This window comes from Rhodoferax sp., assembly GCF_034520025.1.
Lineage (GTDB): Bacteria > Pseudomonadota > Gammaproteobacteria > Burkholderiales > Burkholderiaceae_C > Allorhodoferax.
In genome coordinates this window covers 1,127,666-1,153,929 of sequence record NZ_JAXHNZ010000001.1, presented here as the reverse complement: position 1 = coordinate 1,153,929, position 26,264 = coordinate 1,127,666, and the positions used below count along the sequence as shown (strand labels likewise).

Here is a 26,264-nt window from a genome sequence, read left to right as displayed (position 1 = left end):
CCGCTTACCGTTCCACCAAACCGTATTTGGCCATCAACCGTTCCCGCTGCCCCGGTGCAAAGTTGATGCGCGCCGGGTCATGGCCCACGGCCGCAAGCAGGCGCTTGTCCATCACCGCAAACCACAAAGGCGGCACATAGGCGATGGGGAACATGCCGAAGTAGCCACTGGGCAGCTGCGGTGCTTCGTCGAAGTGCCGCAGCGACTGGTAACGCCGCAGTGGGTGGGCGTGGTGGTCCGAGTGGCGCTGCAAGTGGAAGGTCGCCCAGTTGGAGAACACGTGGTTGCTGTTCCAAGAATGCTGCGGCTTGCAGGTTTCAAACCGGCCGTTAGCATCCTGCTGGCGAAGCAGGCCGTAGTGCTCGATGTAGTTGGCCGATGTGAGCTGAAAGTTCGACCACAGCGACGCCAGCACCAAAAAGCCCAGCACCTGCGGCCCCAGCCACACACAAAGCGCCGCCCACAGTGCGACGGTAATGGCTGCTGGTTGCAATATCTCGTTGTGCCATGACCAGAAGGCCTGTCCGTCCAAGCGGGTGCGTTCGCGCTCCAGTGCCCATGCGCGGCGCCAGGCACCGGGCATTTCGCGCCACACAAAACGCCAGATCGATTCGCCCATGCGCGAAGAGGCCGGGTCTTGTGGGGTGGCCACATCGCGGTGGTGGCCGCGGTTGTGCTCGATGGTGAAGTGGCCGTAAAACGTGGGCGCCAAAATCAGTTTGGCTAGCCAGCGCTCCAGCGGCGCGCGCTTGTGGCCGATCTCATGGCCCAGATTGATACAGAAGCCGCCCACACCACCAGTGGAAATGATGAGCCCCAACAGCCCCACCCAGGTAATGCCGGCCACCTGGCTGAACCAGGCCGCACCGATAAACGCCGCCCACAGCAAAGGCACCAGCGCAAAGGTCACGCGGCGGTAGTAAGGGTCAGCTTCCAGCCCGGGCACTGCCGATTCGGGCGGGTTGCTGGTGTCGGTGCCCAGCATCCAATCGAGTGCGGGTGCCACGCCATACACAAAGAACACCGGCAGCCACAGCATCAGCGTGTGCGGGTACCAGAACCACAGCAAAGGGCCGGTCGCGATCGACAAGGGCACCAACAACGACAACACCCAGGCAAACCGCTTGCGGTCTTCATAAGGCTGCACGGGTTCGGGGGATGACGGGGGGATGTGGAGCTTGGCAGTAGTCATGGCCGCAGTGTCAAAGCGCCAAGCATGGGTTACCACCGATAGCGCCGCCAAAAGGTCGTCTTAAACTGCCAAACATGCCCCATTTGCCCGCCACCAAGGGAAAACACCCGGCCCCGCAGGCCCGCCCCGCGGCCGGAGCCGAGGCCTTGGTACACCCGATTTACGCGCGCCTGCTGCGCATGCTGCTCCAGCAAGCCGCGGTGGACAGCGACCGCGTGCTCGCCGCCGCTGCACTCAACTGGAACCAGCTGCTCACCACCGAACAGCGCTTGCCGCGCGACACGGTGATCCGGCTGGTGCAAGCCGCCATGCAGGCCACCGGCAAACCTTGGCTGGGCTTGGAGCTGGGCGATCAGGCGCCGGTGTCAGCCCACGGCCCGCTGGGCTATGCCGCCGTCACAGCACCGGACCTGCAACATTGCCTGATGGTGTTGGGGCGCTATGGCCCGGTGCGGGAAGACAGTTTCAGCTGGTCCTTCCAGATGCGCCCCGAAGGCGGCACCCTGCAAGTGATTGACCGGCTGGACTGGGGCAGTGCGCGCAGCTTTGTGCTCGACACCATGGCCGCGGCCCTGGTGCGGGTGCTGCATGCCGCAGTGGGCTCTCTGCCTGCAGGCCTGCGACTGGATGTGCCTCTGCTCCGCCCTGCATGGGTGGCGCACTACGAGCGCGCCCTGCCCTTGCAATTCGGGCAGCCCACACTGGCTTTGCATGTGCCGGCCGCCGCCTTGCGACTGCCCTTGCTGGGCGCGGACGCACGTGCGCACGCCGCCGCCTGCCATGAATGCGATGCCGCTTGGCTGAGCTGGTGCAAAGCAGCATGGCGCAGCGCGTAGCCAGCTTGCTGGGCCACACTCCGGAGGGCAGCTACCCCCGCCTGCCGGATATTGCGGCCCAATGCGAAGTGTCCGAGCGCACCCTGATGCGGCGCCTGGCCCTGGAGGGCACCTCGTTCCAGCAACTGCTGGACGCGCACCAACAAAGCCGCACACTCTGGCTCTTGCAACACACCAGCGACAGCGTAGAAGACATTGCCGGCCGCTTGGGCTACACCGACACCTCCAACTTCAGTCGCACCGTCAAGCGCTGGTTCGGCCATACGCCCAGCGCCTTGCGCAAAGGCACGCTCAGTTCAGCACCCGCCGAAACATCCCAATCGCCATCTGGTAGCCCAGCAGTTGCAGCTCCGCGTCGTAGCGCTCACCTTCGTCGCGCATGAAGGCGTGCACGCCGTTGAACTCGTGCCAGGTGAAGTTCACACCGGCTTTCACCAGGGTGCTGTAGACCAGCGCCCGGCCTTCGGGCGGGATGTGGGGGTCTTGCTTGCCCCAGACCATTTGCAGCTCACCTTTGATGTCGGGCGTACGGGTCAGGCTGTCGTTGCCGGCCTTGGATGGCACCATGCCGGAATGGATGTCGGTGGCGTAAAAGCACGACGTAGCGCTGATGGCCGGGTTCATGGCCGCGCGGTAGGCCAGCCCGCCCCCTAAGCAAAAGCCCATGGCGCCTACGCGGCCCGAGCAGTGAGGCAGGGTGCGCAGATGATTGATGATGACTTGCGCATCGCTGTCGTGCGCCTCCAGCGTTTTGGCCACTTTGTCGGCATTGCCCTTGTCGCGCCCGGCGTCGTCATAACCCAGCACGGTACCGATGGGGTTGAGCTCATGAAACACCTCGGGCACTACCACCACAAAGCCGTGCCCCGCCATGATTTGCGCGCTGCGACGAATGGGACCGGTCTGCTGAAAAATCTCGGAATACAGAATGATGGCGGCGTACTGCTTGGGCGCTACGCCCTCCGCCTCTTTGGGGCGGTACACATAGCAGCGCATCACGCCGGTGGGGGTGGAAAGGTCGACTTCGTGAGACTGAATTTGCACGGCAAGAACTCCGGTAAATAACGTGCCCCGAGTATCCGGCACCGGCAGGTGCCTCTGCGCCTGTCGCGCGGGTTACGCCGGCAGCGGTGCAGCGTCAGTGCGCGGCCTAAGATGCTTTTTTTACAGCAAGAGGCGCACCATGCAGATTCGATTCGACAACAAAGTGGTTTTGGTCACCGGCGGTGGTGGTGGCATCGGGCGGGCCAGTGCGCTGGCGTTTGCGCGGGCGGGTGCCAAGGTCGCGGTGACCGACCGCGACGTGGCCGCGGGTGAAAAAACCACCGCCCAAGTCAAAGCGCTGGGGGCCGAGGCGCTGTTCATTGCGGCGGACGTGATGCAGGCCGCGCAGGTACAAGCCATGGTGGCGCAGGTGGTGGCGCACTTTGGGCGGCTGGACTGCGCGTTCAACAACGCCGGCATTGAAGAAGAACACATGCGCCTAGCGGACTGCGAAGAGGCCACCTTTGACCGCATCATGGGCGTGAACGTCAAAGGCGTGTGGCTGTGCATGAAGTACCAAATCGCGCAAATGCTCACCCAAGGTGGCGGCGCCATTGTGAACACCGCGTCGGTAGCCGGGCTGGTGGGTGCGCCCAAAATGTCAGCCTACAGCGCGAGCAAACACGCGGTGATTGGCCTCACCAAATCAGCCGCCGTGGAATACGGGCGCAAAGGCATTCGCGTAAACGCGGTGTGCCCCGGTGTGATCCGCACCGAGATGTTGGAGCGCGCCGTGCAAGCCGACCCCAAGGTAGCCACTACCGTGGCAGGCGCTCACCCGATCGGCCGTATCGGCGAGCCTGATGAAGTGGCCGCCGCCGTGTTGTGGCTCAGCTCGGAGGCGTCCGGCTTTGTGACCGGCTTGGCCCACACAGTGGATGGTGGGCTGACTTCGGTGTAACGCCGCCAGGCCTAGTGATGGGTGCGGATCAGGCCGCCGCGCCGTTGCGATTGCGCAGGCGCTGCACCCAGCCCCAAATCGCCGGGCCGTACATGATCATGGCCAGCGCACCGGCAATCAGCGGCAGGGCCAAAAACACCCAGCCGGTGAGCACTTCCTTGCCAATCATCACCCCCACCACCAAGGCTACGGCGGGATTCACAAACGAGTAGCTGCCCGCCACCGCCGCGGTGGTGTTTTGCAGCAGCCAGAGGTAGGCGTTGAGCGCGATGAGCGTGCCGAACACCAATAGGTACCACCAGGCCAGCCAGGCTTCGTGGGTTACGTTGCCTAGCGAGCCTTGTGGCTCGATGACCGACGCGGCCACCACGCCCATCAACCCGCCGGCCAGCCACTCGGTGGCCGAAGCCATGGCGGGGCCGGGCAAGTCCAGCTTGCGGGATGCGTAAGAGCCAATACTCCAGCACAAGGGCGCGCCAAAAGCGGCCAATGCACCCAGCCAGCTGGCAGAAAAGTCGCCCTCCATCGCCAGCAACAAAGCCCCCGCCACACCCAGCACCAAGCCTACCCAGCTGGTAGTGGGCACACGCTCGCCGCCCAGGCGTGTCCATAGCGCGAGCCACATGGGCATGGTGGTGATGACGGTGGCCATGAGCCCGGATCCGATGCCCTGCTTTTGCGCAAACACTACCAGGTTCATGGACACAAACACCATCAGCCCGCCCACCAGCGCGGCATTGCGCCACTGGCGCCAGCTGGGCAGCTTTTCGCCGCGCCACAGGGCCCAGGCGAGCATGATGGCGCCAGCCAGGGTGAAGCGGGTGGCATTCATCCACAGCGGGAGAAAGCTCTGCACCGCTACCCCAATGGCAAAGTAGGTGGTGCCCCAAACGATGTACACCAACCACAACGCCACCATGAGCCGCCAGAACGGAGAGATGCGCCAGCCTTGCTGAAAATTTAGTGCCGAATTCATGGATAGTCCGTAAAATTTACGGCACCTAGCGCCGCAGGGCGTGATATTACCGAAAAACACGCCCAATGCAAGCAAATATTCAGACAGACACCATCGATGCCAAAATTCTTACGGCATTAGGTGAAGACGGCCGACGTTCTTACGCCGAGGTGGGTGCGAATGTGGGCTTGTCTACCGCGGCGGTGCATGAGCGGGTCAAGAAAATGCTGGAGCGCGGGATCATTCGCCGCTTCTCGATCAGCGTGGACCCGCACACCGTGGGGCTGAACTTCACTGCGTTTGTGGCCATTCGCAACGACGGTGGCGCCCACTGCCGCGACATTGCGCCCCGCCTGCGCGAGCTGCCCTCGGTGCAAGAGCTGCACAGCGTGGCCGGTGAATACGACCTGCTGGCCAAGGTGCGTACCCCGCATGCGCGCGACCTGGAGGCGGTGTTACTACAGATCAAAGCTATCCCCGGCGTGGCGCGCACCACCAGCACGGTGGTGCTGAACACTGAGTTCGAGGACCAGCCCCTGCGCCTGCCGGGCACCTGAGGGGCGGTCTTCGGCGTCAGACTGCGTCGGTTACCTTGGGGTGTTTGATGCCATGGAACTTGGCCTCCAGCTCCTGGCGCAGGGTTTTGCGCATCTGGGCTTCGGCAAAACGGCGCAATTCGTCAGGGGTTTGGGGTTGCAGGGGAGGCACGGGCGCCACCTTGCGGTCGTCATCCACCGCCACCATAGTGAAAAAGCAGCTGTTCACGTGGCGCACCTCCTGGGTGCGGATGTTCTCGGCAATCACCTTGATACCCACTTCCATGGACGACTTGCCGGTGTAGTTCACGCTGGCTAAAAAGGTCACCAGCTCCCCCACATGGATAGCCTGCAGAAATAGCACCCGGTCCACACTCAGCGTCACCACATAGCGCGAGGCATAGCGGCTGGCACAGGCATAGGCCACCTGGTCGAGCAGCTTGAGGATGGCGCCGCCGTGCACGTTGCCGGAAAAGTTGGCCATGTCGGGTGACATGAGCACGGTCATGGAGAGTTGGTGGGTGGGTAGGTTCATGGCTTGTGGATAGCGAAAGGCGTGCCAGTGTAAGGGGCCACCGTTTTGCTTCGCCTTCAGGCAAACAGCCCGTGCAGAAACCACGCCAATGCGTCCGGGTCTGCAGGCCCGGAGGCTGCCGCGGAGTGCACGCGGCCAGCCGCTCGCGGTACACCCACACCAGCCCCGCCTGCGGGCTGCGGGCAATAAAGTAGTCGCGCAAGGCGGGCTCGCCCTCCAACCAGCCGGTCTCCAGACGTTGCGGGCCGGCGAGCAGCGTGAGTTCGCCGTGGTAGTAGGGAACGCTGTGCTGCGGCGTGTGGCACACCACCAAACGCTGCGGCACCGGCAGCAGCCAAGTGGGGTACAGGTCGGCCGCGGGCAGCACTGCAGTCTCAGATTCAGAGCCTTTTTGGCCTCTAGCGCTCGTGGAATTTGCGCGAGCAGCTCCTGATTTCATAGCAGATTGGTTTTCTTTGCGCGCCGTATCTGCCCGCCACGGCTGCCAGCGCTGCATGCATTCGGGCCGGTGGTCGGCCTGCGGGATGGCGCACTGCACGCTGTGCGGACCCAACCGGGCAGCTAAGCGCTCCAGGGTCTGGTGCAGGCTGTCGCCCTTGCGCACGTCTTCGGGCAGCAGGCTGTGGCTCTCGCCGCCCAGCGGCTGGGTCTGCAGGCTGCGCAGGCGCAGGTACAGCACCGGCGCGGGCAACGTCACGCGAGCCAGCTGCTCACCCAGAATGCGCTGTAGGTGGGTGATGTCTTGCGTGGCCTCGGCAGTGCGCAGCTCCAAGCGACCTTGCTGGCCGCCGTGGTGGTGGGCGTCCACATGGCGGGTGTTGGCGCGGCGCGCATCCAGCTCCCACAGCAGCTCCAGCGCCAGCACCCCGGCCTGGCGGGCGCGCAGCCACACCAGCAGCTGCGCCAGCAGGCGGCGCGCGCCGAACAGCAAGGCGGGCGCCGAATCCACGCTCGCCGCCAGCTCCAGCGGGGCATCAAATACATCGGGCAGCGCAAGCCAGGGGTAGACCTCGGGGCGCTGGCCATAGGCGCGGTCCAACGCGTCCACCACCTCGGCACCAAAGCGCCGCACCACGCCCCCGCGCGGCAGGGCCCGCAGCTGGCCCCAGGTGCGCACGCCCAAGCGGGCCAGCGTGGGCAAGTGCACGTGGGCCGCCGCCAAGGTGTGCACCGGCAGGGCATCGGGCAGCACCGCACGCACCGGCGCGGCCTGCCCCACCCGACAGGCGTGCACCTGCAGCGCGGCAAGCGCTATCAAAGAAGTAGCGCCTTGCGCATATTCTGCGAGGGCTACAGGCTTATTTGGCTCTAAAAGCTGCCGAAGCAACGCTGTGCGCCCGCCAAACAGACGCTCGCTGGCCGACACCTCCAGCACCAGTACATCGCCCACGCGAGCCACCAGCGGCGTGAAGCGCAGCGCCCACCATGCCAGCGCGGTGGACGCATCCACCAGCGCAGGCTCGGTCGGGGCGGCCGCTGCATCAGGCGACGGCCGCAGCGCGATCCAGTGCATGGCCAGCCTCCACATCCGCATACCCAACCGCATCGGCCGCACCGTGCGCAGCAACGGCCAGCTCGCCCTGCGCGGGCGGCAGGGGCGGCCACGGCAGTGCTTGGCTCTCCGTGCCGCCCAAGGCCTGCTGCTGAAAAGCGGCGCGCATGGCGTGTGCATCTAGCGGCGTGGCAGACAGCATGCCCCACGCTGAAGCGCGCTCTTGCTCCATGCCCCGTGTCAAAGCACGGCTGGCGGCCAACAGCAAGCCCAATTGCTGGCTACGGGCCTGCAAGTGCAAGGGCTCGGCCAAAGGCGGGCCGCGCCGCTTGAGGATGTCGACCTCCAGCCCGTCGAGCCACCGCCCGTGCAGCGCTTGCCGGGCGCGAGCCATCGGCTGCACCAAGAGGCGCAGAAGGGCGGGGGATGCGTCACTGCGCGCCCGGTCTGGCCGCATCACAAACAGCAGCTTGTGGTGCTCGGCCGCAGCCAAGTGCAGGCGACGGAGCTGATCGCCCCGGGCCTGCGGCAGCCAAGCCAGCACAGCATCCACCTCGGCGCAGCGTAGCACCTGCTCGGTGGCCCAGAGACGGCCGGCGGCTTCATCTTTGGCGCGCGCGCCCTCCCCGGCCTTAGCAGATGCCAGCACCGACAGCAGCCGCCCCGAGCGCAAGCCCAAGCGGGAGAGCGCCGGTGCAAACGGCAGCTGGGGCGGCCCCACCAGCACCACCGGGCCGCGCCCGCAGGCTGCCAGCGCAGGCAGCAGCAGACGCCATTCGCTGTGCGCACCAGCAGGCTGCAACAGCTCCACCAAGGCACCCACCGGCCAACCGCCGCCGGGCAAATGCGCGTCCAGTAGTGCATCGCCCGTGGCCTGCACCGCCTCTGTGGGCGTGGCCAAGGTGTGCGCGTGCCAGACACCGGCGTGGATGTCCTGCGGATCCGGCACACCGGTGGCTGAGGCAGTGTCAGCAAGATGGGAATGGCGCGCAGCGCTAGTCATGGCAGGGGCTTCAATAAATTACTGTATTTTTAAACAGTATATGGAAAAGCCCCTTGCTATCAAAATCAAGAACAGGGTTTGCAGGCCTGGCGGGCGCTGGCGAGGTGGCCGGTTTTGCTAGAGTGCTCGCCATGAACACCGCACCGTCTTGGACCGCCTTGAAACCCCTGTTTGCATCCGCCTGGCAGGAAGCAGGCGCACACACTGACGGAGTCGCGCTGTGCGACGCACTGCTGGCGGCCTACGCCGAGCCGCACCGGCACTACCACAGCACCCAGCATCTGGCCGAGTGCCTGCACGGGTTTGAAGTCGTGCGGCATCTAGCGCAGCGGCCTGCCGAGGTGGCGCTGGCACTCTGGTTTCACGACGCGGTGTATGACGTGCAGCGCCACGACAACGAGGCCCAAAGCGCGGACTGGGCCCGGCAAGCGCTTACCACCGCCGGTGTGCAGGCCGAGGTGGCAGAGCGCGTCTACGAATTAGTGATGGCTACCCGCCACACCAGCGTGCCCGCCGCGGGCGATGCGCAGTTGCTGGTAGACATTGACCTCTCCATCCTGGGCGCCGACGCGCAGCGCTTTGCGCAATACGAGCGGCAAATCCGCAAGGAATATGCCTTCGTACCCGAGGACCTGTTCCGCACCAAGCGCAAAGAGGTGTTGCTGTCCTTCGCAAAACGCTCACGCATCTACGGCACTGACTATTTCCACGCCGCTCTGGAGGCCCGTGCGCGAGCGAATCTGGCGCGGGCAGTGACTTCACCATAGCGCCCAACCGGCGCAACGCCGCCCCTCAAGGCCGCCGGTAACTCACCTGCTGTTTGGACCAGTACGACGAATTCAAGCGATCCAGCCGTACGGTGCCTCCGGTAGACGGCGCATGCACAAAGCGGCCTTCGCCCACGTAGATGCCCGCATGGTTGGCGCGGCCATTTTGGGCGAATACCACCAGGTCGCCCGTGCGCAAGCTGGGCGCGGGGATGCTGGTGCCCCAATCGATCAGGCCACCGGTGGTGCGCGGCGCTACGACACCGGCGCGCTGTTGGTACACGTAGCTAATCAGGCCGCTGCAATCAAACCCGCTAGCGGGTGTGTTGCCGCCGTAGCGATAGGGCGTGCCCACCAAGCCAATGGCCATGACGGTGACGTCGTTGGCCTGATCCAGCGTCAAGCGGGCAGCCGGCGAGGGTACTGCAGCGGGCGATGAAGGGGTCGTAGGCGCACTCGAACAGCCCGCCAACACCAGCACTGCGCTGGCAAACAGCAAAGCACACAGCGCTCGCATCACAACTCCTCCACGCGCCGTCCGATTTCTGGCCAGCGGCTGCGAATGAACACCCAGGAGCACAGGCCCACACACATCATCAGCACCGAGGCTGTGGCCAAGCCGATGGTGGAATGCATCACCAGCGGAGACACCACCCCGGCCACGATGCCGTTGGCCGTAGAGCCCACAAACATCTGCAGGCTAGACGCCATGCCCCGGCGGTCCGGGTGCAAGTCCAGCACCAGCAAGGTCACCACCGGCACCATGAGTGCCCAGCCGAAAGCAAAAATGGCGATGGGGAACAGCGCCCAGCTCACATGTGCCTTGAACAGCAGGTTGGCGACAAGGTTGATCACCCCAATGGTGAGCATGATGAGAAAGCCGTTACGAATCTGGCGCTTCGGACTGATCTTGCCTGCAGCACGACCACTGAACCAGGCACCGCCCATGATGCCGCTGATGGTGAGTACAAAAAACCAGAAAAACTGCTGCGGTTGCAGCTCCAAGTGTTCACCCAAAAACACCGGCGCACTCAGCACATACAAAAACATGCCGTTGAATGGAATGCCGCTGGCCAGCGCCAGCAACAAGAAGCGCGGGTCGGAGCCCAGCTTCCAATACCCCGCCAACAGGTTTTTGACATGAAAGTGCTGGCGCTGTGCCGGTGGCAAGGTCTCGGGCAACAGGAAAGTAGTTGGACGTCCACAGCGCCACGCCGACTGCGGCCAGGAACCAGAAGATGCCGTGCCAGCTGGCGTGAATCAGCAGCCAGCCCCCCACCATGGGTGCGATCGCAGGCGCCACCCCGAAGAAAATGGTGACCTGGCTCATCACCTTTTGCGCTTGTGACGGCGGGTACACATCACGAATGACCGCGCGTGAAATCACAATGCCCGCGCCGGTGCACAAACCCTGCATGGCCCGGAAGAAGATGAGCTGGCCGATAGTCTGCGACAGCGCACACCCGACCGAGGCCACAGTGAACGCCGCTAGCCCCCACAGCACCACCGGGCGCCGGCCGAAGCTGTCGGAAATGGAGCCATGAAACAGCGCCATAAAAGCAAACCCGAACAGGTAAGCCGACAGCGTTTGCTGCATCTGCACCGGCGTGGCGCCCAGCGACTGGCTGATGCCGGCAAACGCAGGCAGATAGGTGTCAATGGAAAACGGCCCCAACATGCCCAGCAAGGCGAGCAGGATGGAGAACGCCCATTGCGGGGCGCGCCAGAGTTTTTGGGCTTCGGGGGTCATGAGATGCAGCAAACAGGTATAGCTCGCTATTGAAACACGAGGCAACGCCACGCCGAGGAAACCGTTTTCAAAAACCTGCATACTTGCGGCCGAACATGGGTGCACCAACTAGACAAAATCGCAAAAAAGGATTACTTTGAAACGCTGGTTCACTCGCAGTTTCGTATTCATGGTGAGGCTTTGCATGCTGGCGCTCAGCCTGGCCGGCAGTGCCTATGCGACAGCGCCGGTGATTCCGGTCCTCAGTGGCGATGGCTCGCCCCCCAAGATGTTTGTGCACGAGGGTGAGCAGCGCGGCGTGTTGATTGACATCTTGAACTACGCGGACAAGCAGATGCCGCAGCACCGCTTTGAGCTGAGTTTGTACCCGTGGGCCCGGGCTTACATGGCGTCGGCATCAGGCCAGGGCGGTTTGCTGGGCATTTCCTGGACATGGCGGCGCGACGAGGTGTTTGATTACTCCGAGCCCCTGTTTTACGACGAGGTCGTGATCGTGGTGCGCAAGGGCCAAGAGTTCAACTACCAGAGCCTGAGCGACCTGCAGGGCAAAACCCTGGGCACGGTGCGGGGCGCCAGTTTTGGCAGTGCCTTTGACCGCGCGCACCAAGACGGCGTGTTCTCGATCGAGGGGGACAGCGGCGCGCGCGACCGCCTGAGCAAACTCGCCGCCGGGCGGATTGACTGCGCACTCTTCAATGTGGGCAAGGCCGGGTTTCAAGAAACTCTGCGCCTCCACAAAGTACCCAAAAGCCAGTGGAAGAACTTTGTCGTGCTGCCGGTGCCGCTGCGCAAAGACCCGAACTACCTGGCCTTCCCCAAAACCATGCAGATGGGCGAATGGCTGAGGGGGTTTAACGAAGTCATCCGCCAAGGGTATGCGCGCGGCGAAATACAAAAGATCATCGAGCGCAATCTCTACGTTGAGCGTCCATAGTCACGCGCCCACGGCGCGCGCGTTTACCGGTGTGCCGGACTCATATTTCCGCCACACCCGGCGCAAGTCACGCGCGGAGGCAAAGCCACATGCCTCGGCCACCCGCTCGACCGGCCAACCATGCTGGGCCAGCAGCTGTTTGGCGCGGGCAATACGCAACTGCTGCTGGTACACCACCACGCTGATGCCGGCGTGCTGCGCAAACAAGCGGGTCAAATGGCGCGGGCTCACGCAAGCCACATCCGCTAGGTCAGCCAGAGTCCAATCGCGCTGCGGCTCGCGGGCCACCGCGTCTTGGGCGCGGTGGACTGCGGGGTGCATGTGGTTGCGGTGCGCCAGCCAGGGCGAGACCTGCGGGTCGTGGGTGCCGCGGCGCTGGTACATCACCAAACGGCGGGCCACGCGGGCGGCCAGTTCAGCCCCCGCCTCCAGCTCGATCAAGTACAGCGCGAGGTCTATGCCGGTGGTAATGCCCGCACTGGTAAGCACCTCGCCGTCGTCCACAAAGATGCGGTCTGACACCACCTGCGCGCGCGGGGCCAGGGCCTGCAAGTCGGCAATCAGGGTGTGGTGGGTGGTGCAGTGCCGGCCGTCCAGGCAGCCGGCCTGCGCCAGCAACAAGGCCCCGGAGCAAATGCTGGCCAAGCGGGTGCCCGGTGGCAAAGCCTGCAGCCAGTGCACCACGGCGCGTGCGGCGTCGGTGGCGTAGTCCACCGCCTCGTTGCTATTGCCCACCACCAGCACCAGGCTGCGCTCGGGCAAAGCGCTAGGCAGTGCCTCCAGGCCGGTCAGGCCGGTGTTCAGGGACGTAGGAATATCGCCCTGCGGACCGCACGCGTGCAGCGCAATCGGTGCGCCCATGTCACGCGCCATGCGCAGCGCCTCGGCCGGACCGGCGTAGTCCAGCATCAGCACATTGGGCGTGAGCACCAGGTAAATATGAAGCGGTGTGACAGCCGTCATGGTGTGCGCATCACTCAGCACGGCCGCGCTGCCAACGCGCCACCCACGGCGCCAAGAGCGGCGCGCCGAACACATTGAGCAGCAGCCCCGCCATCAACAGCGCACCACCGGCAAAGTGCACCGGCCGCAGGGCCTCGCCGAATACCACCCAACCCGTAGTCAAGCCAACCACGGGCACCAGCAAGGTAAAGGGTGCCACCCGGTTGGTGGCATAGCGGGACATGAGATGCGTCCACAAACCATAACCCAGCAAAGTGGCAGCCCAGGCCAAATAGGCGATGGCCGCGAAGGTGCTCCAGCCGATATTCTGCAAGGCCGTGGCGATCGCGTCGGGCCCTTCCATCACCAGCGACAGCGCCAGAAACGGCAGCGGCGGCACCAGGCTCGCCCACACCACAAAGGCCAACTGGTTCATGGGGCCGTAGCGGCTGACGGTGCGGGTCACGATATTGCCGCAGGCCCACATGACCGCTGCTGCCACCGTGAGCAAAAAACCCAGCAAGGGCATAGACACGCCAGCGCCTGCCGGCCCAGCGGCGCTACCTATCAACACCAAGCCGCAGGCGGCCAGCAACAGCCCGGCCATCTGGTTGGCCTGCCAACGCTCTTTGAGCCACCACGCCGCTAGCAACAGCGTGAAAAACGATTGCGACTGCAGCACCAGCGACGCCAAGCCCGATGGCATGCCCACGTGAATCGCGGTGAACAGAAAGGCAAACTGCCCCACCGAAATGGTCAGGCCATAGGCCAGGTACCAGCGCAGGGGTACCTTGGGCGGCTTCAAGAACAGCAGCGCCGGGAACGCCGCCAGCGCAAAGCGCAAAGCCCCCAGCAACAAGGGCAGCACCCCCACCACCCCCACCTTGATGACCGCAAAGTTCACCCCCCACACCAGAATAACCAGCAGCGCCAGCCCCAAGTCTTTGGGGCGCATGGGCATGGCCGCGCTCATACAGGTGCCGCCGGGTGCGCTTGGGGCGCGCACCCCTGCGGTTTGAAGACCCGCTCGGTGGACGGCGGGTTGTTGGCCAACTTGGCGGCAGGGCGAACCGGGCGGCGCACCAACTCGCCCCCGCAATTGGGGCAGATGCCATGCAGCTTGGTGTCTGCGCAGTCCGCACAAAACGTGCATTCAAACGAGCAGATGCGGGCATTCAGGGCGGCGGGCGGCAAATCGGTGTTGCAGCATTCGCAGTTGGGGCGGAGTTGGAGCATGGCGGGATTCGATCTCAGGGGCGACGATGGATACGACAGATGACAGCCCAACAAAAGCCCAGAATGCCCTTGAATGGAAAGGGCATTTGGACGAAAAAATGCTGCGCCCCAACGCAGATGAGTGCAGGCTTCAGGGTAGATACGGAGGACATGGAAGGACACCTTTGGTTAAACGGTGATTCAATGCTAGCCGCCGTTGCATGTGCGCGAAAGCACATTACGCGACAAGCAAAGGACAAAAAACGCCAGTATCTGTTCGATCAAAAAGACCCACAAATAGTAGCCCCCCTCTATTCCAAGGGGGCTTGGTCACATAAAGCGCTCTTTTGCACTCAAAAGACCAGACAATGATGCGAACAAACCATAACAAGGAGACAAAAATGGCCCAAGCCAAACTCATGCTGGACTACGTTTACAGCCACGAAACCACACACGCCGATCAGATTTTCATGACCCAGCCAGTCGGTGGCGGGCAGGTGGTGGACTACACCTGGAAACAAACCCTCGACCAGGCGCGCCGCATGGCCGCGCACCTGAAGGCGCAGAACCTGGAGCCCGGTGCGCGCGTCGCCATCCTGTCCAAGAACTGTGCCCACTTCATCATGGCGGAGCTCGCCATCTGGATGGCCGGTTGCACGACGGTGGCTATTTTCCCGACCGAGACCGCAGACACCGTGCGCTATGTGCTGGAGCACAGCGAGGCCAGCCTGCTGTTTGTTGGCAAGCTCGACACCTTTGACCAGCAGCAGCCCGGCATTCCTGCTGGCATGCCGATCATTGCCTTCCCGCTGGCCCCAAAGAACAGCTACGAGGCGTGGGATGCCATCACCGGCCGCACCAAACCCCTGACCGGCCAGCCGGCCCGTGGCGGCAAGGACATCGCCATCCTGATGTACACCTCCGGCTCTACCGGACAGCCCAAGGGCGTGATGCACAGCTTTGAGCGCATCACCGCCGCGGCTGAGGGCATCAATCAAGACACTCAGAACCGGATTGGCGCCAATACCCGCAACCGCATGCTGTCCTACCTGCCACTGGCGCACGTGTTTGAGCGGGCGTGGGTCGAGTCGGCCACGCTGGTGAACGGCAACACCCAGCTGTTTTTTGCCGAGTCGCTGGACACCTTCATTCAGGACTTGAACCGCGCCAAGCCCGTGACCTTCATCTCAGTACCCCGCCTCTGGCTGAAGTTCCAACAAGGTGTCTTCGCCAAGATGCCGCCCAAAAAGCTGGACCGGCTGCTGAGCATTCCGATTCTGGGCAAGATCGTGGGCCGCAAGGTGCTCAAGGGCTTGGGCCTGGACCACGCGTTGCTGGCGGGCAGCGGCTCGGCGCCCATTCCGGCCGAGCTGATTGCCTGGTACCGCCGCTTGGGCCTGAACCTGATCGAGGGTTATGCCATGACGGAGGACTTTGCGTATTCGCACAACTCCACCGACAAGATCAATGCCCCCGGTTGCGTGGGTGTACCGCTCAAGGGCGTAGAGGTGCGCATCAGCGAGGAAGGCGAAGTGCTGATCAAGTCCCCGGGCCAGTTTGTGGGCTATTACAAGCGCCCTGATCTGGATGCTGAGGTGTTTACCGAGGACGGCTTCTTCCGCACCGGCGACAAGGGGGAGCGCCGCGCTGACGGCCTGCTCAAGCTCACCGGTCGGGTGAAAGAACTCTTCAAAACCTCCAAGGGCAAATATGTGGCGCCTGCGCCGATTGAAAACCGCCTGAACGCCTGCCCCCGCATCGAGACCAGCATGGTGTCCGGCGTCGGCCAGCCATCGGCCTATGCCATCGTAGTGCTGGCGGAAACCGTGCGCCCCCAGGTAAAGGCAGACCCCGCGTTCAAAGCCGCTGTCCATGCCGAACTCGAGCAACTGCTCGACAGCGTCAACGCAGAACTGCCGGACTACGAGAAGCTGCAGATGCTGGTGGTAGCACCGGAGCCGTGGTCGATCGAGAACGGTATGCTGACGCCCACCATGAAAATCAAGCGCGCCCGCATCGAGTCCGCGGTCGAGCCACAGCTCTCCAACTGGTATTCCGGCAAGGACAAAGTGCGCTGGGCCTAACGCCTGCCCTGCACCTTCTGCGAAAAGGGCCTTCGGGCCCTTTTTGACGTCCGTATCCCTACTTGTGTTGATGGATTGAACTTCTCTATTAGCACTCACCCCCAACGAGTGCTAATATAAAAACCTGAAGAGAAGGAGTTCCTTATGTCCGCATTGATCGCAGCCCCCCGCACCGCCCTGGCCACGGCCAACCCGTGGTCATTGGTGCCGCCGCTGGGGAACTTGGACGCCTATATTTCCGCCGCTAACCGCTTGCCTATGCTCACGCTGGAAGAAGAGCAGGAATACGCCCGCAAGTTCAAGAACGATAACGACCTTGAGGCTGCCGGTAAGTTAGTGCTCTCTCACTTGCGCCTCGTCGTGTCTGTGGCTCGCCAGTATCTGGGCTATGGTCTGCCCCACGGCGACCTGATCCAAGAAGGCAATGTGGGCCTCATGAAAGCGGTCAAACGCTTCGACCCCGAACAGGGTGTGCGCCTGGTGAGCTACGCGCTGCACTGGATCAAGGCCGAAATCCACGAATACATCCTGAAAAACTGGCGCATGGTGAAGGTAGCCACCACCAAGGCGCAGCGCAAACTGTTTTTCAACCTGCGCTCCATGAAGCAACGCTTCAAGGGCGAAGACGCCGCTGCCGACCTCGACACCCATCGCGACACCCTGAACCCCGACCAAGTGCGCACCATGGCGCGGGAACTGAACGTGAAACCCGAAGAGGTGCTGGAGATGGAAGCACGCCTGGCCGGTGGCGACGTGCTGCTGGACCCCAGCCCTTCGGATGATGGTGAAGATGCCTTCGGCCCTATCACCTATCTGACAGACACCAACCACGAGCCGGTCGCCATGATCGAGGCCCGCCAACGCGACGTGTTGGCCACGGATGGCATCGCCACTGCGCTGAACAGCTTGGACGACCGCAGCCGCCGCATCGTGGAAGAGCGCTGGCTCAAGGTGAACGACGACAACTCCGGCGGCATGACGCTGCACGACCTGGCCGCCGAGTACGGGGTGAGCGCTGAGCGCATTCGCCAGATCGAAGTAGCCGCCATGAAAAAGATGAAAATGGCACTCGCCGCCTACGCTTGAAACTGCAGCGGCACAGACCGCGCAACTTCACGCACAATGCCCCTGCCGGCCCCGCCTGCAGGGGCTTTTTCTTGGACACAGAGTTATGACACCTACACGCCGCACCGCTGCAGTTGCTATGCTTTCCATAGCTGCCTGCGCACTATCTACGGGCGCCTACGCCCAAAACAACACCCAAACTGCATCGTGGCCGACCAAGCCGGTCCGCATCATCGTCGGTTTCCCGGGTGGGTCATCGCCAGACCTGACGGCGCGGGCGTTTGCCGAACCCCTGTCCAAAGCCTTGGGGCAGCCGGTGATTGTGGAAAACAAGGTGGGTGCTGCAGGCAACATCGCCGCCGACGCGGTCGCCAAAGCCACGGATGACCACACCATCGGGCTAATGATCAACGGCAACATGACGATTGCCAAGTTGCTTAACCCCAAACTGAACTACGACCCGCTCAAAGACCTGACGCCAGTGAGCCTGCTGGGCGTGTCGCCGCTGGTGCTCACAGCGCCTGCTGGTGCTCCGGGCAACAATGCCACTGAGTTTCTGGCCGCAGCGCGCGCCTCCGGCGACAAGTGGAACTACGGCACACCGGGCGTTGGCACGGTGGGCCATATCGGCATGGAACTGCTCAAAGCCAAGGCCCGTATTGCGCCCCTGCACGTGCCCTACGCTGGTTACCCGCAAGTCGCCACCGCCATGATTGCGGGTGATTTGCAGCTGAGCCTGTTACCGCCGGCCCTGGCATCGGCGCAAATCAAAGCCGGCAAGCTCAAAGCCATCGGTATTACCGCCAGTGTGCGCAGTGCTTTGGCTCCGGAGATTCCCAGCTTGTCAGAAGCCGGGGTGAAAGACCTGAACCTAGAGATCTGGAACGCAGTGGCCGCGCCCAACAGCATGCCCAAACCGGTGGTAGCGCGTTTGTCTAGCTTGTTCAGTGAGATTGCCCGCAGCCCGGAAATGCGCCAAAAAATGTTCCAGCAGGGTTGGACGGTGCAGGGCACCTCGGCCGAAGGACTAGCCAACCGGGTCAGAGCGGATACCGCCCTGCTGGGCGGCATCATCACTCAGCAGAGCATCAAGACCGATTAATCGGCGGCCACCGCCCGCCGGAGCGCTCACACCGCGGGTGGCGTGGCGCTCAGCTTTAGCAGCAGCTTAGGACTTCAGTAGCTGCTGAATATCGGCTGCAAGCACCTTCGCCCCGCTGCCATAGCGGGTAAACAAGCGGAGGTTGCCTTTGGTGTCATAGATGTAGCTACCGGCAGAGTGGTCCATGGTGTAGCTGGTCGGGGTCTGGCCATCGACACGCTTGTAGTACACCTTGAAATCTTTCGCCAAAGTAGCCAGCTTGTCGGGTGTGGTGTAGAGCGCGAGGAAGGTGGAGTCAAAGTTCTCCATATAGCCCTTGAGCACCTCGGGCGTATCGCGCGCCGGGTCCACGGTGACGAATAGGCCTTGCAACTTGTCCCCATCGACACCCAGCGCTTTTTTGACTTCGGCCAACTCGGTCATGGAGGTGGGGCACACGTCAGGGCACTGGGTGAAGCCAAAAAACATCACCACGATCTTGCCTTTGAAGTCTCCGAGGCGGCGCACCTGACCGTTGTGGTCGGTGAGTTCAAAGTCTTTGGCGTAGGTCACCCCAGTCACATCCACCGACGAAAACTGGGGCTTGGACTCAGAGCAAGCACTCAACAAGCCAGCAACGCCCGAAAATAGGGCGCCGGTAGCTATCAAACGAATAGCAGAACGTTTTTTCATAGTAAGTAATTATCCAGCAGCAAGGCCGCAAACAACACACTCAAGTGAATGAGCGAAAAGCGAAAGGTGGCACGCGCTAGATCATCCGAGTAATTGCGCAGCAGCCGCACCGCGTACCAGCAAAAACCCAGACTCAGGCCCACCGCTACCACCAGATACAACCAGCTGCTCATGCCATACACAAAGGGCAACAAGCACGCAGCCAGCAGCATGAAGGTGTAGAGCAGGATTTGCAGGCGGGTGAATTCGCTGCCATGGGTGACGGGCAACATCGGCAGCCCCGACTTGCGGTAGTCCTCGACCCGGTACAAGGCCAAGGCCCAGAAGTGCGGAGGTGTCCACAAGAAGATGATCAAAAACAGGATCAGGGCTTCAGGGCCGACGTCCCCGGTCATGGCCGACCAGCCCAACACGGGCGGCATGGCGCCCGATGCGCCGCCGATCACGATGTTCTGAGGAGTCAAGGGCTTGAGGATCACGGTGTAGATCACCGCGTAGCCGACAAAGGTAGCGAAGGTGAGCCACATGGTGAGCGGGTTGACCCAGAGGTACAAGATGGCAGAGCCGGCTGCACACAACATGGCTGAGAAGATCAGCGTCTGGGTGTCACTCAATTCGCCTCTCGCAGTAGGACGCCACGCAGTGCGCTTCATTTTGGCGTCAATGCCTTTTTCCACGATGCAATTGAACGCCGCCGCAGCGCCGGCGACGAGGTAAATGCCAAAGCAAGCCACAGCGGCATGGAGTACTTGCTCTGCCGTCGGCACCCCCGGCACAGCCAACACCATGCCGATGAGCGCACAAAAAACAATCAGCTGAATCACACGGGGCTTCGTCAGGGCGTGGAATTGCGCCAGCACAGAGGGCTTGGGGGCGGCCATATCAACAGTCATTCGGATTCTCTGGTTTTTGTTCTATCAGCCGGCGGCATCCGCATTGCGGCTCCGGACCCACGCCCACACTAAGACCATGACCAGCGCGCCTGCGCCGCCTGTGTGCATGACGGCGGCCAGCAAGGGCCAGCCGAGTACCACGTTGCTCAAGCCAGTGGCTAGTTGCAGCAGCAACAAGGCGCACAACCAAAGCGCTGGCCGCTTCAGCACCGGCTGCCGGTACCAATACCAAGCCAAGGCCCCCAACAAGGCAAAGGTGAGCATCGCCATCATGCGGTGCCCCATGTGGATGGCGGTAAGCGCCTGAAAGCTTAGCGACTCCCCAGCGGCGGTCAGCCCCAAGGGGCGCCAAAACTCTAGGGCGGCACCCCAGTCCATAGGCGGCCACATGGTGCCTTGGCACCCCGGGAATTCGGTACAGGCCAAAACCGCGTAGTTAGTGCTGACCCATGCACCCGATGCTGCCTGCACCACCAAAAGTGCAAGGCCCGCGACGGTCCAGATCACATAAGAACGCGGCAACCCCCTGCTACGGGAGGACAGCACACTCTGGGGTTGCCCCATGGCCACTTGCGCCACGAGCAGTGCCAGCAAGGTGTAACCCCCCAGCAAGTGCAAACTGACAATCGCAGGAAAAAGCTTCATGGTGACTGTCAAGGCTCCAAAAGCGCCCTGCACACAGACCCACACCAGCGTAACTGTCGGCCACCATGGGTTCACGGAGGTCGACGGCGAACGCTTATAGCTCCGCCAAGCCCAGACAGTCATCAGCGTGATCAATGCGCCCACGCCAGTTGCCATGTAGCGGTGGACCATTTCGATCCAGGCTTTTCCGTGGGTCACAGGGCCCTCTGGCAAGAGGGACTGCGCCATGGCGATGTCATGTTTGGCGCCCAAGGGGCTGGCATTGCCATAGCAACCGGGCCAGTCAGGGCAACCGAGTCCGCTGTCCGTCAGCCGCGTAAATGCGCCAAAGAGCACCAGGTCGAAGGTAAGAAACAGGGTCACCGCTACCAACGCTTGGTAGCGGCTCGGGCCGGTGCCGCCCCGGTGGCGCAGATAGACCCAGAGTGCGGGCACGCTGGCAATCAAGGCGCCAATCACCAGTACCCGCAAGAGCGGGCTCAAGTCGTACAAGCTTGTTTCCATGGTGGTACCTATTCGCGCCCGGCACGATCCCAGAACTGGGCGGCGCGCATCAATCGGTCTAAATCACGTTTGACCTTCAGGGCGGTCTCCGCATTCAACCCAGCAGGGAAACGCATCATCCAGTTACCTAGAGGATCTACCAGATACAAATGATCTTCCAGCTGGCGGCCCTGCTCTGCCTGCAGCCACTGGGCCAATGCCTCCCCGGGCACCCGAAGTACAGTGGCGTCTTTCAGTGCAGGCTGCAGTTCGGCAGACACCGGCACCTCATCCTTCACTAGCCAGACCCAATCGAGTCGGTCTTTCTCTTTCCCCAGACCCTCGCGCAGTTGGCGTTGGAGGTAAAGATGCTGTTGGCATGCGGAATCACACGCACCACTGGCGACACTCACAAAGAGCCACTGCCCCTTGAGCGCCGGAAGTTGCACCGGAGCACCCTGCAGGTTAGCAGCAGCAACAGCCGGCAAAGGTCGCTGCGGTTGAATCAACTCGCCGAAATTGCGACGCCCTTCGGGCCGGATGACGTAGTAGGTGAAATACGATGCAATCACTGGCGCAGCACATACCAACATGACAGCCAACATGCGCCAACGACCGGCGCGTGTATTGACTGCACGGGTCTGGAGCTCGCCAGAAGGCTCTGGCAAGGAGTGAACGGTCAGTCCCAGCGGGCGGTCATCAGAAATCGGCGGGCTAGACATGGAAATCAGTATCCTTGGGTAGTGAAGGGCGTCGTCGCAATTGAAACCAGGCAAACAGTCCGACAATCAGCGCGGTGAGTGCGAACCACTGCGCTGCATAACCATGGTGTTTTTCGACTCCGGCGTTAACGGCTGGCCAATCCCGCAAGAGCCCCTCAGAGGCGGGTCCGGTTTGAACTACCGTCACATGGGTCGCAAGTGCGAGCCCGGTCTCCAGGCGAAATTGCGATAGTTCCAGATTTTGCCGTATCGCCCCAAGGCTTGGGCCTCCCATCTCATAAAGCTTGGATGGTGGCAAGGCAATTCGACCGGTGACATCCACCGACCCCACAGGCGACTCGACCACCGGGAGTTGGCTGCGATCCACAAAATTGCGAGGGGCCCAGCCACGCTGGACCATAACCACAGTGTCGGTGTTCTGGATACGCAAAGGCGTAAGAACATAAAATCCGACCTTAGCATTCATCTGCCGGTTATCCAAAAAGACGGTGCGGTCAGCGATCCATTGCCCGCGTAGCTGAACCGGTCGATGCAATACCGACGAGGGGTCCTCGCCCTGGATCCAATCGTCACCAGCAAGAGGCTTCGCGTTTTGGGCGACTTGCATTGCACGGACAAAATCCTGCTTCTCGGCCGCACGACGCAACTGCCAAAAGCCAAGCGATAGTGTCAGCGCTGCAGACAGAAAAGCGGCTATTGCCATCGTCCACCAGCGCATATTCCTATTCACGTAATAATGCCTTTCATGACCTATCTCGCAATTTTAGCCTTTGTTGCAATTCTGGGTAGCCTAGGGGCTGCCCTCTATTTCATGTTGCGTGGCGGAAATTCCCAGCACGCAAAATCGAAAAACATGGCCCGCGCCTTGGGCTTGCGTGTCGGTGTATCCGTATTCTTATTTCTTTGTATTTTGGTGGCCTGGAAGCTGGGCTATATCCACCCGACAGGTATTCCTGAAGGCCGCTGATTGTGACTGAAACAAAAAAGGCACCCGAGGGTGCCTTTTTTGACGGTGTGCACTATCAGAACCAATAAACCAGCACGTAAAGTCCCAACCAGACCACGTCCACAAAGTGCCAGTACCAAGCTGCGCCTTCAAAGCCGAAGTGGCGCTCAGGGGTGAAGTGGCCCTTTTGCAGACGCAAGGTAATGAACAGCAACATCAACATGCCCACGAGTACGTGAAAACCGTGGAAACCGGTCAGCATGTAGAACGTAGAGCCGAATACCCCAGAGTTCAGCTTCAAGTTGTACGCGGTGTACGCGTGGTAGTACTCGTAGCCTTGAACGAACAAGAAGGTCACACCCAGCAAGACAGTCGCCCACATAAAGGTGATCGTCTTTGAACGATTGCCGTCAATCAAAGCGTGGTGCGCGATCGTCAAAGTGACGCCCGATGTCAACAACAGTGCCGTGTTGATCGTGGGCAGCCAGAAAGGGCCCATGGTGGTAAAGGGCTCGACGATGCCGCCGGGGGAAGCGGTCATGCCGGCAGCGACACTGGGCCAAACAGCCTTGAAATCGGGCCAGAGCAAGGAATTTTCCAAGCTACCGAGCGCAGGCACCGAATGTGAACGTGCCCACCAGAGCGCCGTGAAGAAGGCGCCGAAGAACATGACTTCGGAAAAAATGAACCAGCTCATGCTCCAGCGGTAAGAGATATCGATTTTCCGGCCGTATTGGCCGCCTTCGCTCTCCATGACGGCGTCGCGGAACCATTGGTACAAAACGAACAGCCACCAGACCATACCCAGCATCAAGGAGTATTTACCCCAAGCAGAACCGTTGATCCACTGACCTGCGCCGAGAATCACGAAGAACAAACCCGCCGACGCCATCACAGGGTGGCGCGAGGGGCCGGGCACAAAGTAATAAGGCGTTGTGCCGTGTGTCGCTGAGCTCATTTCTTCTCCATTTCTTCTCAAATCCGAATCTTTACACTGAGTTGACGCACGCTTAAGTGCTTACCACCCACTTCGCTAGGCTGATCAGCCCCACCACAAGAAGCACGGCAGCCATCAAACCCACGAGCACCACATGCAATGGGTTCACCTTGGACAGATCCTCGCGGTAACCTTTGTTACTGCGAATCCCCAAAAAAGACCAAGCCACCAGCTTCACACTGGTCAGAAAAGACACCTTCCCTGATGTGGCTTCCTGAGGCATCAAGAACCTGCAGACTCATCAAGCGAGGGCTTCACCACAGCCACGGGTGCCGGAGGCGTCTTTCCACCAACTTCGAAAAAGGTATACGACAAAGTGATGGTCGTCACGTCTTTCGACAGTTTGGGATCAATGACGAATACCACCGGCCACGACTTCTTCTCACCTGGCTCCAGGGTGTACTGACTGAAGCAGAAGCACTCGAGCTTGTTGAAGTGCGCAGAGGCTTGCATCGGTGCGTAGCTGGGGATAGCTTGGGCTGACATCCGGCGGTTTTGCACGTTCTGGAACTCGTATACCACCGTGCTCATTTCGCCGGGGTGAACGACCATGGAGCGCTGAGCCGGGCGAAACTCCCACGGCCCCCGGGAGTTGGCGTCGAACTCGACGGTGATGCTCCTGGAGGTATCCACCTGCGAATTCGCTGGTGGGGCCTTTTTGCCCATGATCACTTGTTCGCCGAGAGCCAAGATATTGATCCCGGTCATCTCACAAATAGCTTGATACAAAGGCACCAACGCATAACCAAAAGCGAACATGCTGACAGTAATCACCGCCAACTTGCCCATCATTTTCCGGTTTGCGCGGACATTGGCCATGCTACTTCCCCAACAAAATCATTTTGACCATGAACCCGAGAAAGAAGACTGCGGCCACGGAGGCCAGAATCAGCCCCAATCGTGCGTTCGCCTTCTTCTGATTGGTAGGCTCAGACATTAGCCGATCACCTTGGTCGCAGTAGCGTCCAACTTGGGTGGATTTTCAAAAGTGTGGAATGGAGCAGGGGAAGGCACTTCCCATTCCAAACCTTCAGCCGCTTCCCAAGGTTTCTGAGGCGCTTTTTCGCCTTTGCCCAACATGGCAGGCAAGACCACACCAAAGAAGAAATACACCTGCGCCAAACCGAAGGCAAAGGAACCAATGGACGCAATCATGTTGAAGTCAGCGAACTGCATCGGGTAGTCCGCGTAGCGACGTGGCATACCTGCCAGACCCAAGAAGTGCATTGGGAAGAAAGTCACGTTAAACGCGATCAGCGACCACCAGAAGTGCAAACGACCTTTCCACTCAGGGATCATCACACCGGTCCACTTAGGTGCCCAGTAATAGAAGCCGGCAAACATCGCATACAAAGAACCCGCCACCAACACATAGTGGAAGTGAGCCACCACGTAGTAAGTGTCTTGCAGTTGGATGTCGATGGGCGCCATGGCCAAAATCAGACCGGTGAAACCGCCCATGGTGAACACAAAAATGAAGCCCACTGCAAACAACATGGGGATTTCGAAAGTCATCGAGCCCTGCCACATGGTGGCTATCCAGTTGAAGATCTTCACAGCTGTTGGGACAGCAATCAACATGGTCGCATACATGAAGAACAGCTGACCCGTAACTGGCATGCCGGTTGTGAACATGTGGTGAGCCCACACGATGAACGACAAGATTGCAATGGAAGAAGTGGCGTACACCATGGAGGCGTAACCAAACAGCTTCTTGCGGGCAAAAGCGGGAACGATCTGACTCACGATACCGAAGGCCGGCAAGATCATGATGTAGACCTCAGGGTGACCGAAGAACCAGAAAATGTGCTGGTACATCACTGGGTCACCACCACCAGCGGGGTTGAAGAAGCTGGTACCAAAATGACGGTCTGTCAATGTCATGGTGATGGCGCCCGCCAGCACCGGCATCACTGCAATCAGCAGGTAGGCAGTGATCAACCATGTCCAGCAGAACATTGGCATCTTCATCAGGGTCATGCCGGGAGCGCGCATGTTCAAGATGGTGACGATGATGTTGATCGAACCCATGATGGACGAAGCGCCAAGGATGTGCATTGCAAAAATACCGGCATCCATCGAAGGCCCCATTTGCAGGGTCAAAGGCGCGTACAGAGTCCAGCCAGCAGCAGGTGCGCCACCAGGCATGAAAAACGAAGACACCAACATCAGCGCGGCAGGAATCATCAGCCAGAAGCTGAAGTTGTTCATGCGGGCAAAGGCCATATCAGATGCACCGATTTGCAACGGAATCATCCAGTTCGCGAAACCCACAAAGCCCGGCATGATGGCGCCGAACACCATGATCAAGCCGTGCATCGTTGTCAACGAGTTGAACAACTCAGGATTGACCAGTTGTAAGCCGGGTTGAAACAACTCAGCGCGAATCAACAAAGCCAGCACGCCGCCGATGATCAACATCGTAAAGCTGAACAATAGGTACAAAGTACCGATGTCTTTGTGGTTAGTCGCAAACACCCAACGCTGCCAACCCGTAGGGGCATGGTGGTGATCGTCGTGGGCGTGATCGTGGTGGTCTAGTACGGCGCTCAT

The 26,264-nt window shown here is 61.3% G+C and carries 30 protein-coding genes and 1 pseudogene; 11 read left to right on the top strand and 20 right to left on the bottom strand.

Going from position 1 to position 26,264, the window contains the following annotated elements; all coding sequences use genetic code 11:
- Positions 1 to 4: 4 nt before the first annotated feature.
- Positions 5 to 1,192: an alkane 1-monooxygenase gene (locus U5L73_RS05550; RefSeq protein WP_322561408.1), complete on the bottom strand. Its 1,188-nt coding sequence runs from the start codon at positions 1,190 to 1,192 to the stop codon at positions 5 to 7.
- Positions 1,193 to 1,266: 74 nt separating this feature from the next.
- Between U5L73_RS05550 and U5L73_RS05545 the strand changes: the two genes are divergently transcribed.
- Together U5L73_RS05545 and U5L73_RS05540 are read left to right on the top strand one after the other, a co-directional pair.
- On the top strand, positions 1,267 to 2,028 hold the full coding sequence (locus U5L73_RS05545; RefSeq protein ID WP_322561407.1) for an AraC family transcriptional regulator ligand-binding domain-containing protein: 762 nt from the start codon (positions 1,267 to 1,269) through the stop codon (positions 2,026 to 2,028).
- Positions 2,013 to 2,411, top strand: coding sequence for a helix-turn-helix transcriptional regulator (locus tag U5L73_RS05540; RefSeq protein WP_322561406.1), 399 nt, complete (start codon positions 2,013 to 2,015; stop codon positions 2,409 to 2,411). The genes U5L73_RS05545 and U5L73_RS05540 overlap by 16 nt, the downstream gene beginning before the upstream one ends.
- On the opposite strand, the gene U5L73_RS05535 is transcribed toward U5L73_RS05540, so the two are convergent.
- Positions 2,320 to 3,072, bottom strand: a complete 753-nt coding sequence (locus U5L73_RS05535) for a dienelactone hydrolase family protein (RefSeq protein WP_322561405.1) — start codon at positions 3,070 to 3,072, stop codon at positions 2,320 to 2,322. The genes U5L73_RS05540 and U5L73_RS05535 overlap by 92 nt on opposite strands.
- 139 nt (positions 3,073 to 3,211) lie before the next feature.
- Here U5L73_RS05535 and U5L73_RS05530 point away from each other — a divergent pair, with 139 nt between their 5' ends.
- Positions 3,212 to 3,973 carry an SDR family oxidoreductase gene (locus U5L73_RS05530; RefSeq protein WP_322561404.1) on the top strand — a complete coding sequence of 254 codons (762 nt, stop codon included), beginning with the start codon at positions 3,212 to 3,214 and terminating at the stop codon, positions 3,971 to 3,973.
- Between the two features lie 28 nt (positions 3,974 to 4,001).
- Here U5L73_RS05530 and U5L73_RS05525 read toward each other — a convergent pair whose 3' ends face one another.
- Positions 4,002 to 4,949, bottom strand: coding sequence for an EamA family transporter (locus U5L73_RS05525; RefSeq protein WP_322561403.1), 948 nt, complete (start codon positions 4,947 to 4,949; stop codon positions 4,002 to 4,004).
- A gap of 65 nt (positions 4,950 to 5,014) precedes the next feature.
- Between U5L73_RS05525 and U5L73_RS05520 the strand changes: the two genes are divergently transcribed.
- Complete coding sequence (locus tag U5L73_RS05520; protein ID WP_322561402.1) at positions 5,015 to 5,485, top strand: Lrp/AsnC family transcriptional regulator; 471 nt, start codon at positions 5,015 to 5,017, stop codon at positions 5,483 to 5,485.
- Positions 5,486 to 5,501: 16 nt separating this feature from the next.
- On the opposite strand, the gene U5L73_RS05515 is transcribed toward U5L73_RS05520, so the two are convergent.
- Positions 5,502 to 5,999 (bottom strand): acyl-CoA thioesterase, encoded by a 498-nt coding sequence (locus U5L73_RS05515; protein ID WP_322561401.1) that lies wholly within the window; start codon positions 5,997 to 5,999, stop codon positions 5,502 to 5,504.
- Positions 6,000 to 6,729: 730 nt separating this feature from the next.
- On the opposite strand from U5L73_RS05515, the gene U5L73_RS05510 reads away from it, so the two are divergent.
- Positions 6,730 to 7,311, top strand: a complete 582-nt coding sequence (locus U5L73_RS05510; protein WP_322561400.1) for a hypothetical protein — start codon at positions 6,730 to 6,732, stop codon at positions 7,309 to 7,311.
- Between the two features lie 169 nt (positions 7,312 to 7,480).
- On the opposite strand, the gene imuA is transcribed toward U5L73_RS05510, so the two are convergent.
- On the bottom strand, positions 7,481 to 8,494 hold the full coding sequence (imuA, locus tag U5L73_RS05505) for a translesion DNA synthesis-associated protein ImuA (RefSeq protein ID WP_322561399.1): 1,014 nt from the start codon (positions 8,492 to 8,494) through the stop codon (positions 7,481 to 7,483).
- 131 nt (positions 8,495 to 8,625) lie between these two features.
- Between imuA and U5L73_RS05500 the strand changes: the two genes are divergently transcribed.
- The gene (locus U5L73_RS05500; protein ID WP_322561398.1) at positions 8,626 to 9,261 is read left to right on the top strand and encodes an N-methyl-D-aspartate receptor NMDAR2C subunit; all 636 of its coding nucleotides are present in this window, start codon (positions 8,626 to 8,628) and stop codon (positions 9,259 to 9,261) included.
- Between the two features lie 25 nt (positions 9,262 to 9,286).
- Here U5L73_RS05500 and U5L73_RS05495 read toward each other — a convergent pair whose 3' ends face one another.
- On the bottom strand, positions 9,287 to 9,778 hold the full coding sequence (locus U5L73_RS05495; protein WP_322561397.1) for a C40 family peptidase: 492 nt from the start codon (positions 9,776 to 9,778) through the stop codon (positions 9,287 to 9,289).
- Positions 9,778 to 11,011: pseudogene (locus tag U5L73_RS05490) on the bottom strand (multidrug effflux MFS transporter). Before U5L73_RS05490 ends, U5L73_RS05495 begins: the two are co-directional and overlap by 1 nt.
- Positions 11,012 to 11,195: 184 nt before the next feature.
- Between U5L73_RS05490 and U5L73_RS05485 the strand changes: the two are divergent.
- Positions 11,196 to 11,945 carry an ABC transporter substrate-binding protein gene (locus U5L73_RS05485; protein WP_322561396.1) on the top strand — a complete coding sequence of 250 codons (750 nt, stop codon included), beginning with the start codon at positions 11,196 to 11,198 and terminating at the stop codon, positions 11,943 to 11,945.
- Here U5L73_RS05485 and U5L73_RS05480 read toward each other — a convergent pair whose 3' ends face one another.
- Genes U5L73_RS05480 through U5L73_RS05470 form a run of 3 tightly spaced genes read right to left on the bottom strand, consistent with a single transcriptional unit; the run spans position 11,946 to position 14,123 of the window.
- Positions 11,946 to 12,908 (bottom strand): GlxA family transcriptional regulator, encoded by a 963-nt coding sequence (locus U5L73_RS05480; protein ID WP_322561395.1) that lies wholly within the window; start codon positions 12,906 to 12,908, stop codon positions 11,946 to 11,948.
- A gap of 10 nt (positions 12,909 to 12,918) precedes the next feature.
- Positions 12,919 to 13,842: an EamA family transporter gene (locus U5L73_RS05475; RefSeq protein ID WP_322561931.1), complete on the bottom strand. Its 924-nt coding sequence runs from the start codon at positions 13,840 to 13,842 to the stop codon at positions 12,919 to 12,921.
- A 14-nt stretch (positions 13,843 to 13,856) separates the two neighbouring features.
- Positions 13,857 to 14,123 carry a DUF1272 domain-containing protein gene (locus U5L73_RS05470; protein ID WP_322561394.1) on the bottom strand — a complete coding sequence of 89 codons (267 nt, stop codon included), beginning with the start codon at positions 14,121 to 14,123 and terminating at the stop codon, positions 13,857 to 13,859.
- A 380-nt stretch (positions 14,124 to 14,503) separates the two neighbouring features.
- Between U5L73_RS05470 and U5L73_RS05465 the strand changes: the two genes are divergently transcribed.
- The 3 genes from U5L73_RS05465 (at position 14,504) to U5L73_RS05455 (ending at position 18,353) form a co-directional block, all read left to right on the top strand.
- Positions 14,504 to 16,186, top strand: a complete 1,683-nt coding sequence (locus U5L73_RS05465; RefSeq protein WP_322561393.1) for an AMP-binding protein — start codon at positions 14,504 to 14,506, stop codon at positions 16,184 to 16,186.
- A 144-nt stretch (positions 16,187 to 16,330) separates the two neighbouring features.
- The gene (gene rpoH / locus U5L73_RS05460) at positions 16,331 to 17,272 is read left to right on the top strand and encodes an RNA polymerase sigma factor RpoH (RefSeq protein ID WP_322561392.1); all 942 of its coding nucleotides are present in this window, start codon (positions 16,331 to 16,333) and stop codon (positions 17,270 to 17,272) included.
- Positions 17,273 to 17,357: 85 nt separating this feature from the next.
- The gene (locus U5L73_RS05455; RefSeq protein ID WP_322561391.1) at positions 17,358 to 18,353 is read left to right on the top strand and encodes a tripartite tricarboxylate transporter substrate binding protein; all 996 of its coding nucleotides are present in this window, start codon (positions 17,358 to 17,360) and stop codon (positions 18,351 to 18,353) included.
- Positions 18,354 to 18,419: 66 nt separating this feature from the next.
- Here U5L73_RS05455 and U5L73_RS05450 read toward each other — a convergent pair whose 3' ends face one another.
- From U5L73_RS05450 to U5L73_RS05430, 5 genes are read right to left on the bottom strand one after another with little or no spacing between them, the layout of a single operon-like run.
- Positions 18,420 to 19,025, bottom strand: a complete 606-nt coding sequence (locus U5L73_RS05450; protein ID WP_322561390.1) for an SCO family protein — start codon at positions 19,023 to 19,025, stop codon at positions 18,420 to 18,422.
- The gene (cyoE, locus tag U5L73_RS05445; RefSeq protein WP_322561389.1) at positions 19,022 to 19,918 is read right to left on the bottom strand and encodes a heme o synthase; all 897 of its coding nucleotides are present in this window, start codon (positions 19,916 to 19,918) and stop codon (positions 19,022 to 19,024) included. Before cyoE ends, U5L73_RS05450 begins: the two co-directional genes overlap by 4 nt.
- Before the next feature lie 24 nt (positions 19,919 to 19,942).
- The gene (locus U5L73_RS05440) at positions 19,943 to 21,067 is read right to left on the bottom strand and encodes a COX15/CtaA family protein (protein WP_322561388.1); all 1,125 of its coding nucleotides are present in this window, start codon (positions 21,065 to 21,067) and stop codon (positions 19,943 to 19,945) included.
- 8 nt (positions 21,068 to 21,075) lie between these two features.
- Entirely contained in the window at positions 21,076 to 21,768 is a 693-nt protein-coding gene (locus tag U5L73_RS05435) for a hypothetical protein (protein ID WP_322561387.1), read from the bottom strand.
- Positions 21,761 to 22,486: an SURF1 family protein gene (locus U5L73_RS05430; RefSeq protein WP_322561386.1), complete on the bottom strand. Its 726-nt coding sequence runs from the start codon at positions 22,484 to 22,486 to the stop codon at positions 21,761 to 21,763. Before U5L73_RS05430 ends, U5L73_RS05435 begins: the two co-directional genes overlap by 8 nt.
- Before the next feature lie 27 nt (positions 22,487 to 22,513).
- Here U5L73_RS05430 and U5L73_RS05425 point away from each other — a divergent pair, with 27 nt between their 5' ends.
- Complete coding sequence (locus U5L73_RS05425) at positions 22,514 to 22,735, top strand: twin transmembrane helix small protein (RefSeq protein WP_313875186.1); 222 nt, start codon at positions 22,514 to 22,516, stop codon at positions 22,733 to 22,735.
- Positions 22,736 to 22,790: 55 nt separating this feature from the next.
- Here the strand turns inward: U5L73_RS05425 and U5L73_RS05420 are convergent, their stop codons facing one another.
- From U5L73_RS05420 to ctaD, 5 genes are read right to left on the bottom strand one after another with little or no spacing between them, the layout of a single operon-like run.
- The gene (locus U5L73_RS05420) at positions 22,791 to 23,672 is read right to left on the bottom strand and encodes a cytochrome c oxidase subunit 3 (RefSeq protein WP_322561385.1); all 882 of its coding nucleotides are present in this window, start codon (positions 23,670 to 23,672) and stop codon (positions 22,791 to 22,793) included.
- Positions 23,673 to 23,724: 52 nt separating this feature from the next.
- Positions 23,725 to 23,907, bottom strand: a complete 183-nt coding sequence (locus U5L73_RS05415; RefSeq protein ID WP_322561384.1) for a DUF2970 domain-containing protein — start codon at positions 23,905 to 23,907, stop codon at positions 23,725 to 23,727.
- A gap of 26 nt (positions 23,908 to 23,933) precedes the next feature.
- Positions 23,934 to 24,530, bottom strand: coding sequence for a cytochrome c oxidase assembly protein (locus U5L73_RS05410; protein WP_322561383.1), 597 nt, complete (start codon positions 24,528 to 24,530; stop codon positions 23,934 to 23,936).
- Between the two features lies 1 nt (position 24,531).
- Positions 24,532 to 24,648, bottom strand: a complete 117-nt coding sequence (locus U5L73_RS05405) for a cytochrome oxidase small assembly protein (RefSeq protein WP_322561382.1) — start codon at positions 24,646 to 24,648, stop codon at positions 24,532 to 24,534.
- Positions 24,648 to 26,264, bottom strand: coding sequence for a cytochrome c oxidase subunit I (gene ctaD / locus U5L73_RS05400; RefSeq protein ID WP_322561381.1), 1,617 nt, complete (start codon positions 26,262 to 26,264; stop codon positions 24,648 to 24,650). The genes U5L73_RS05405 and ctaD overlap by 1 nt, the downstream gene beginning before the upstream one ends.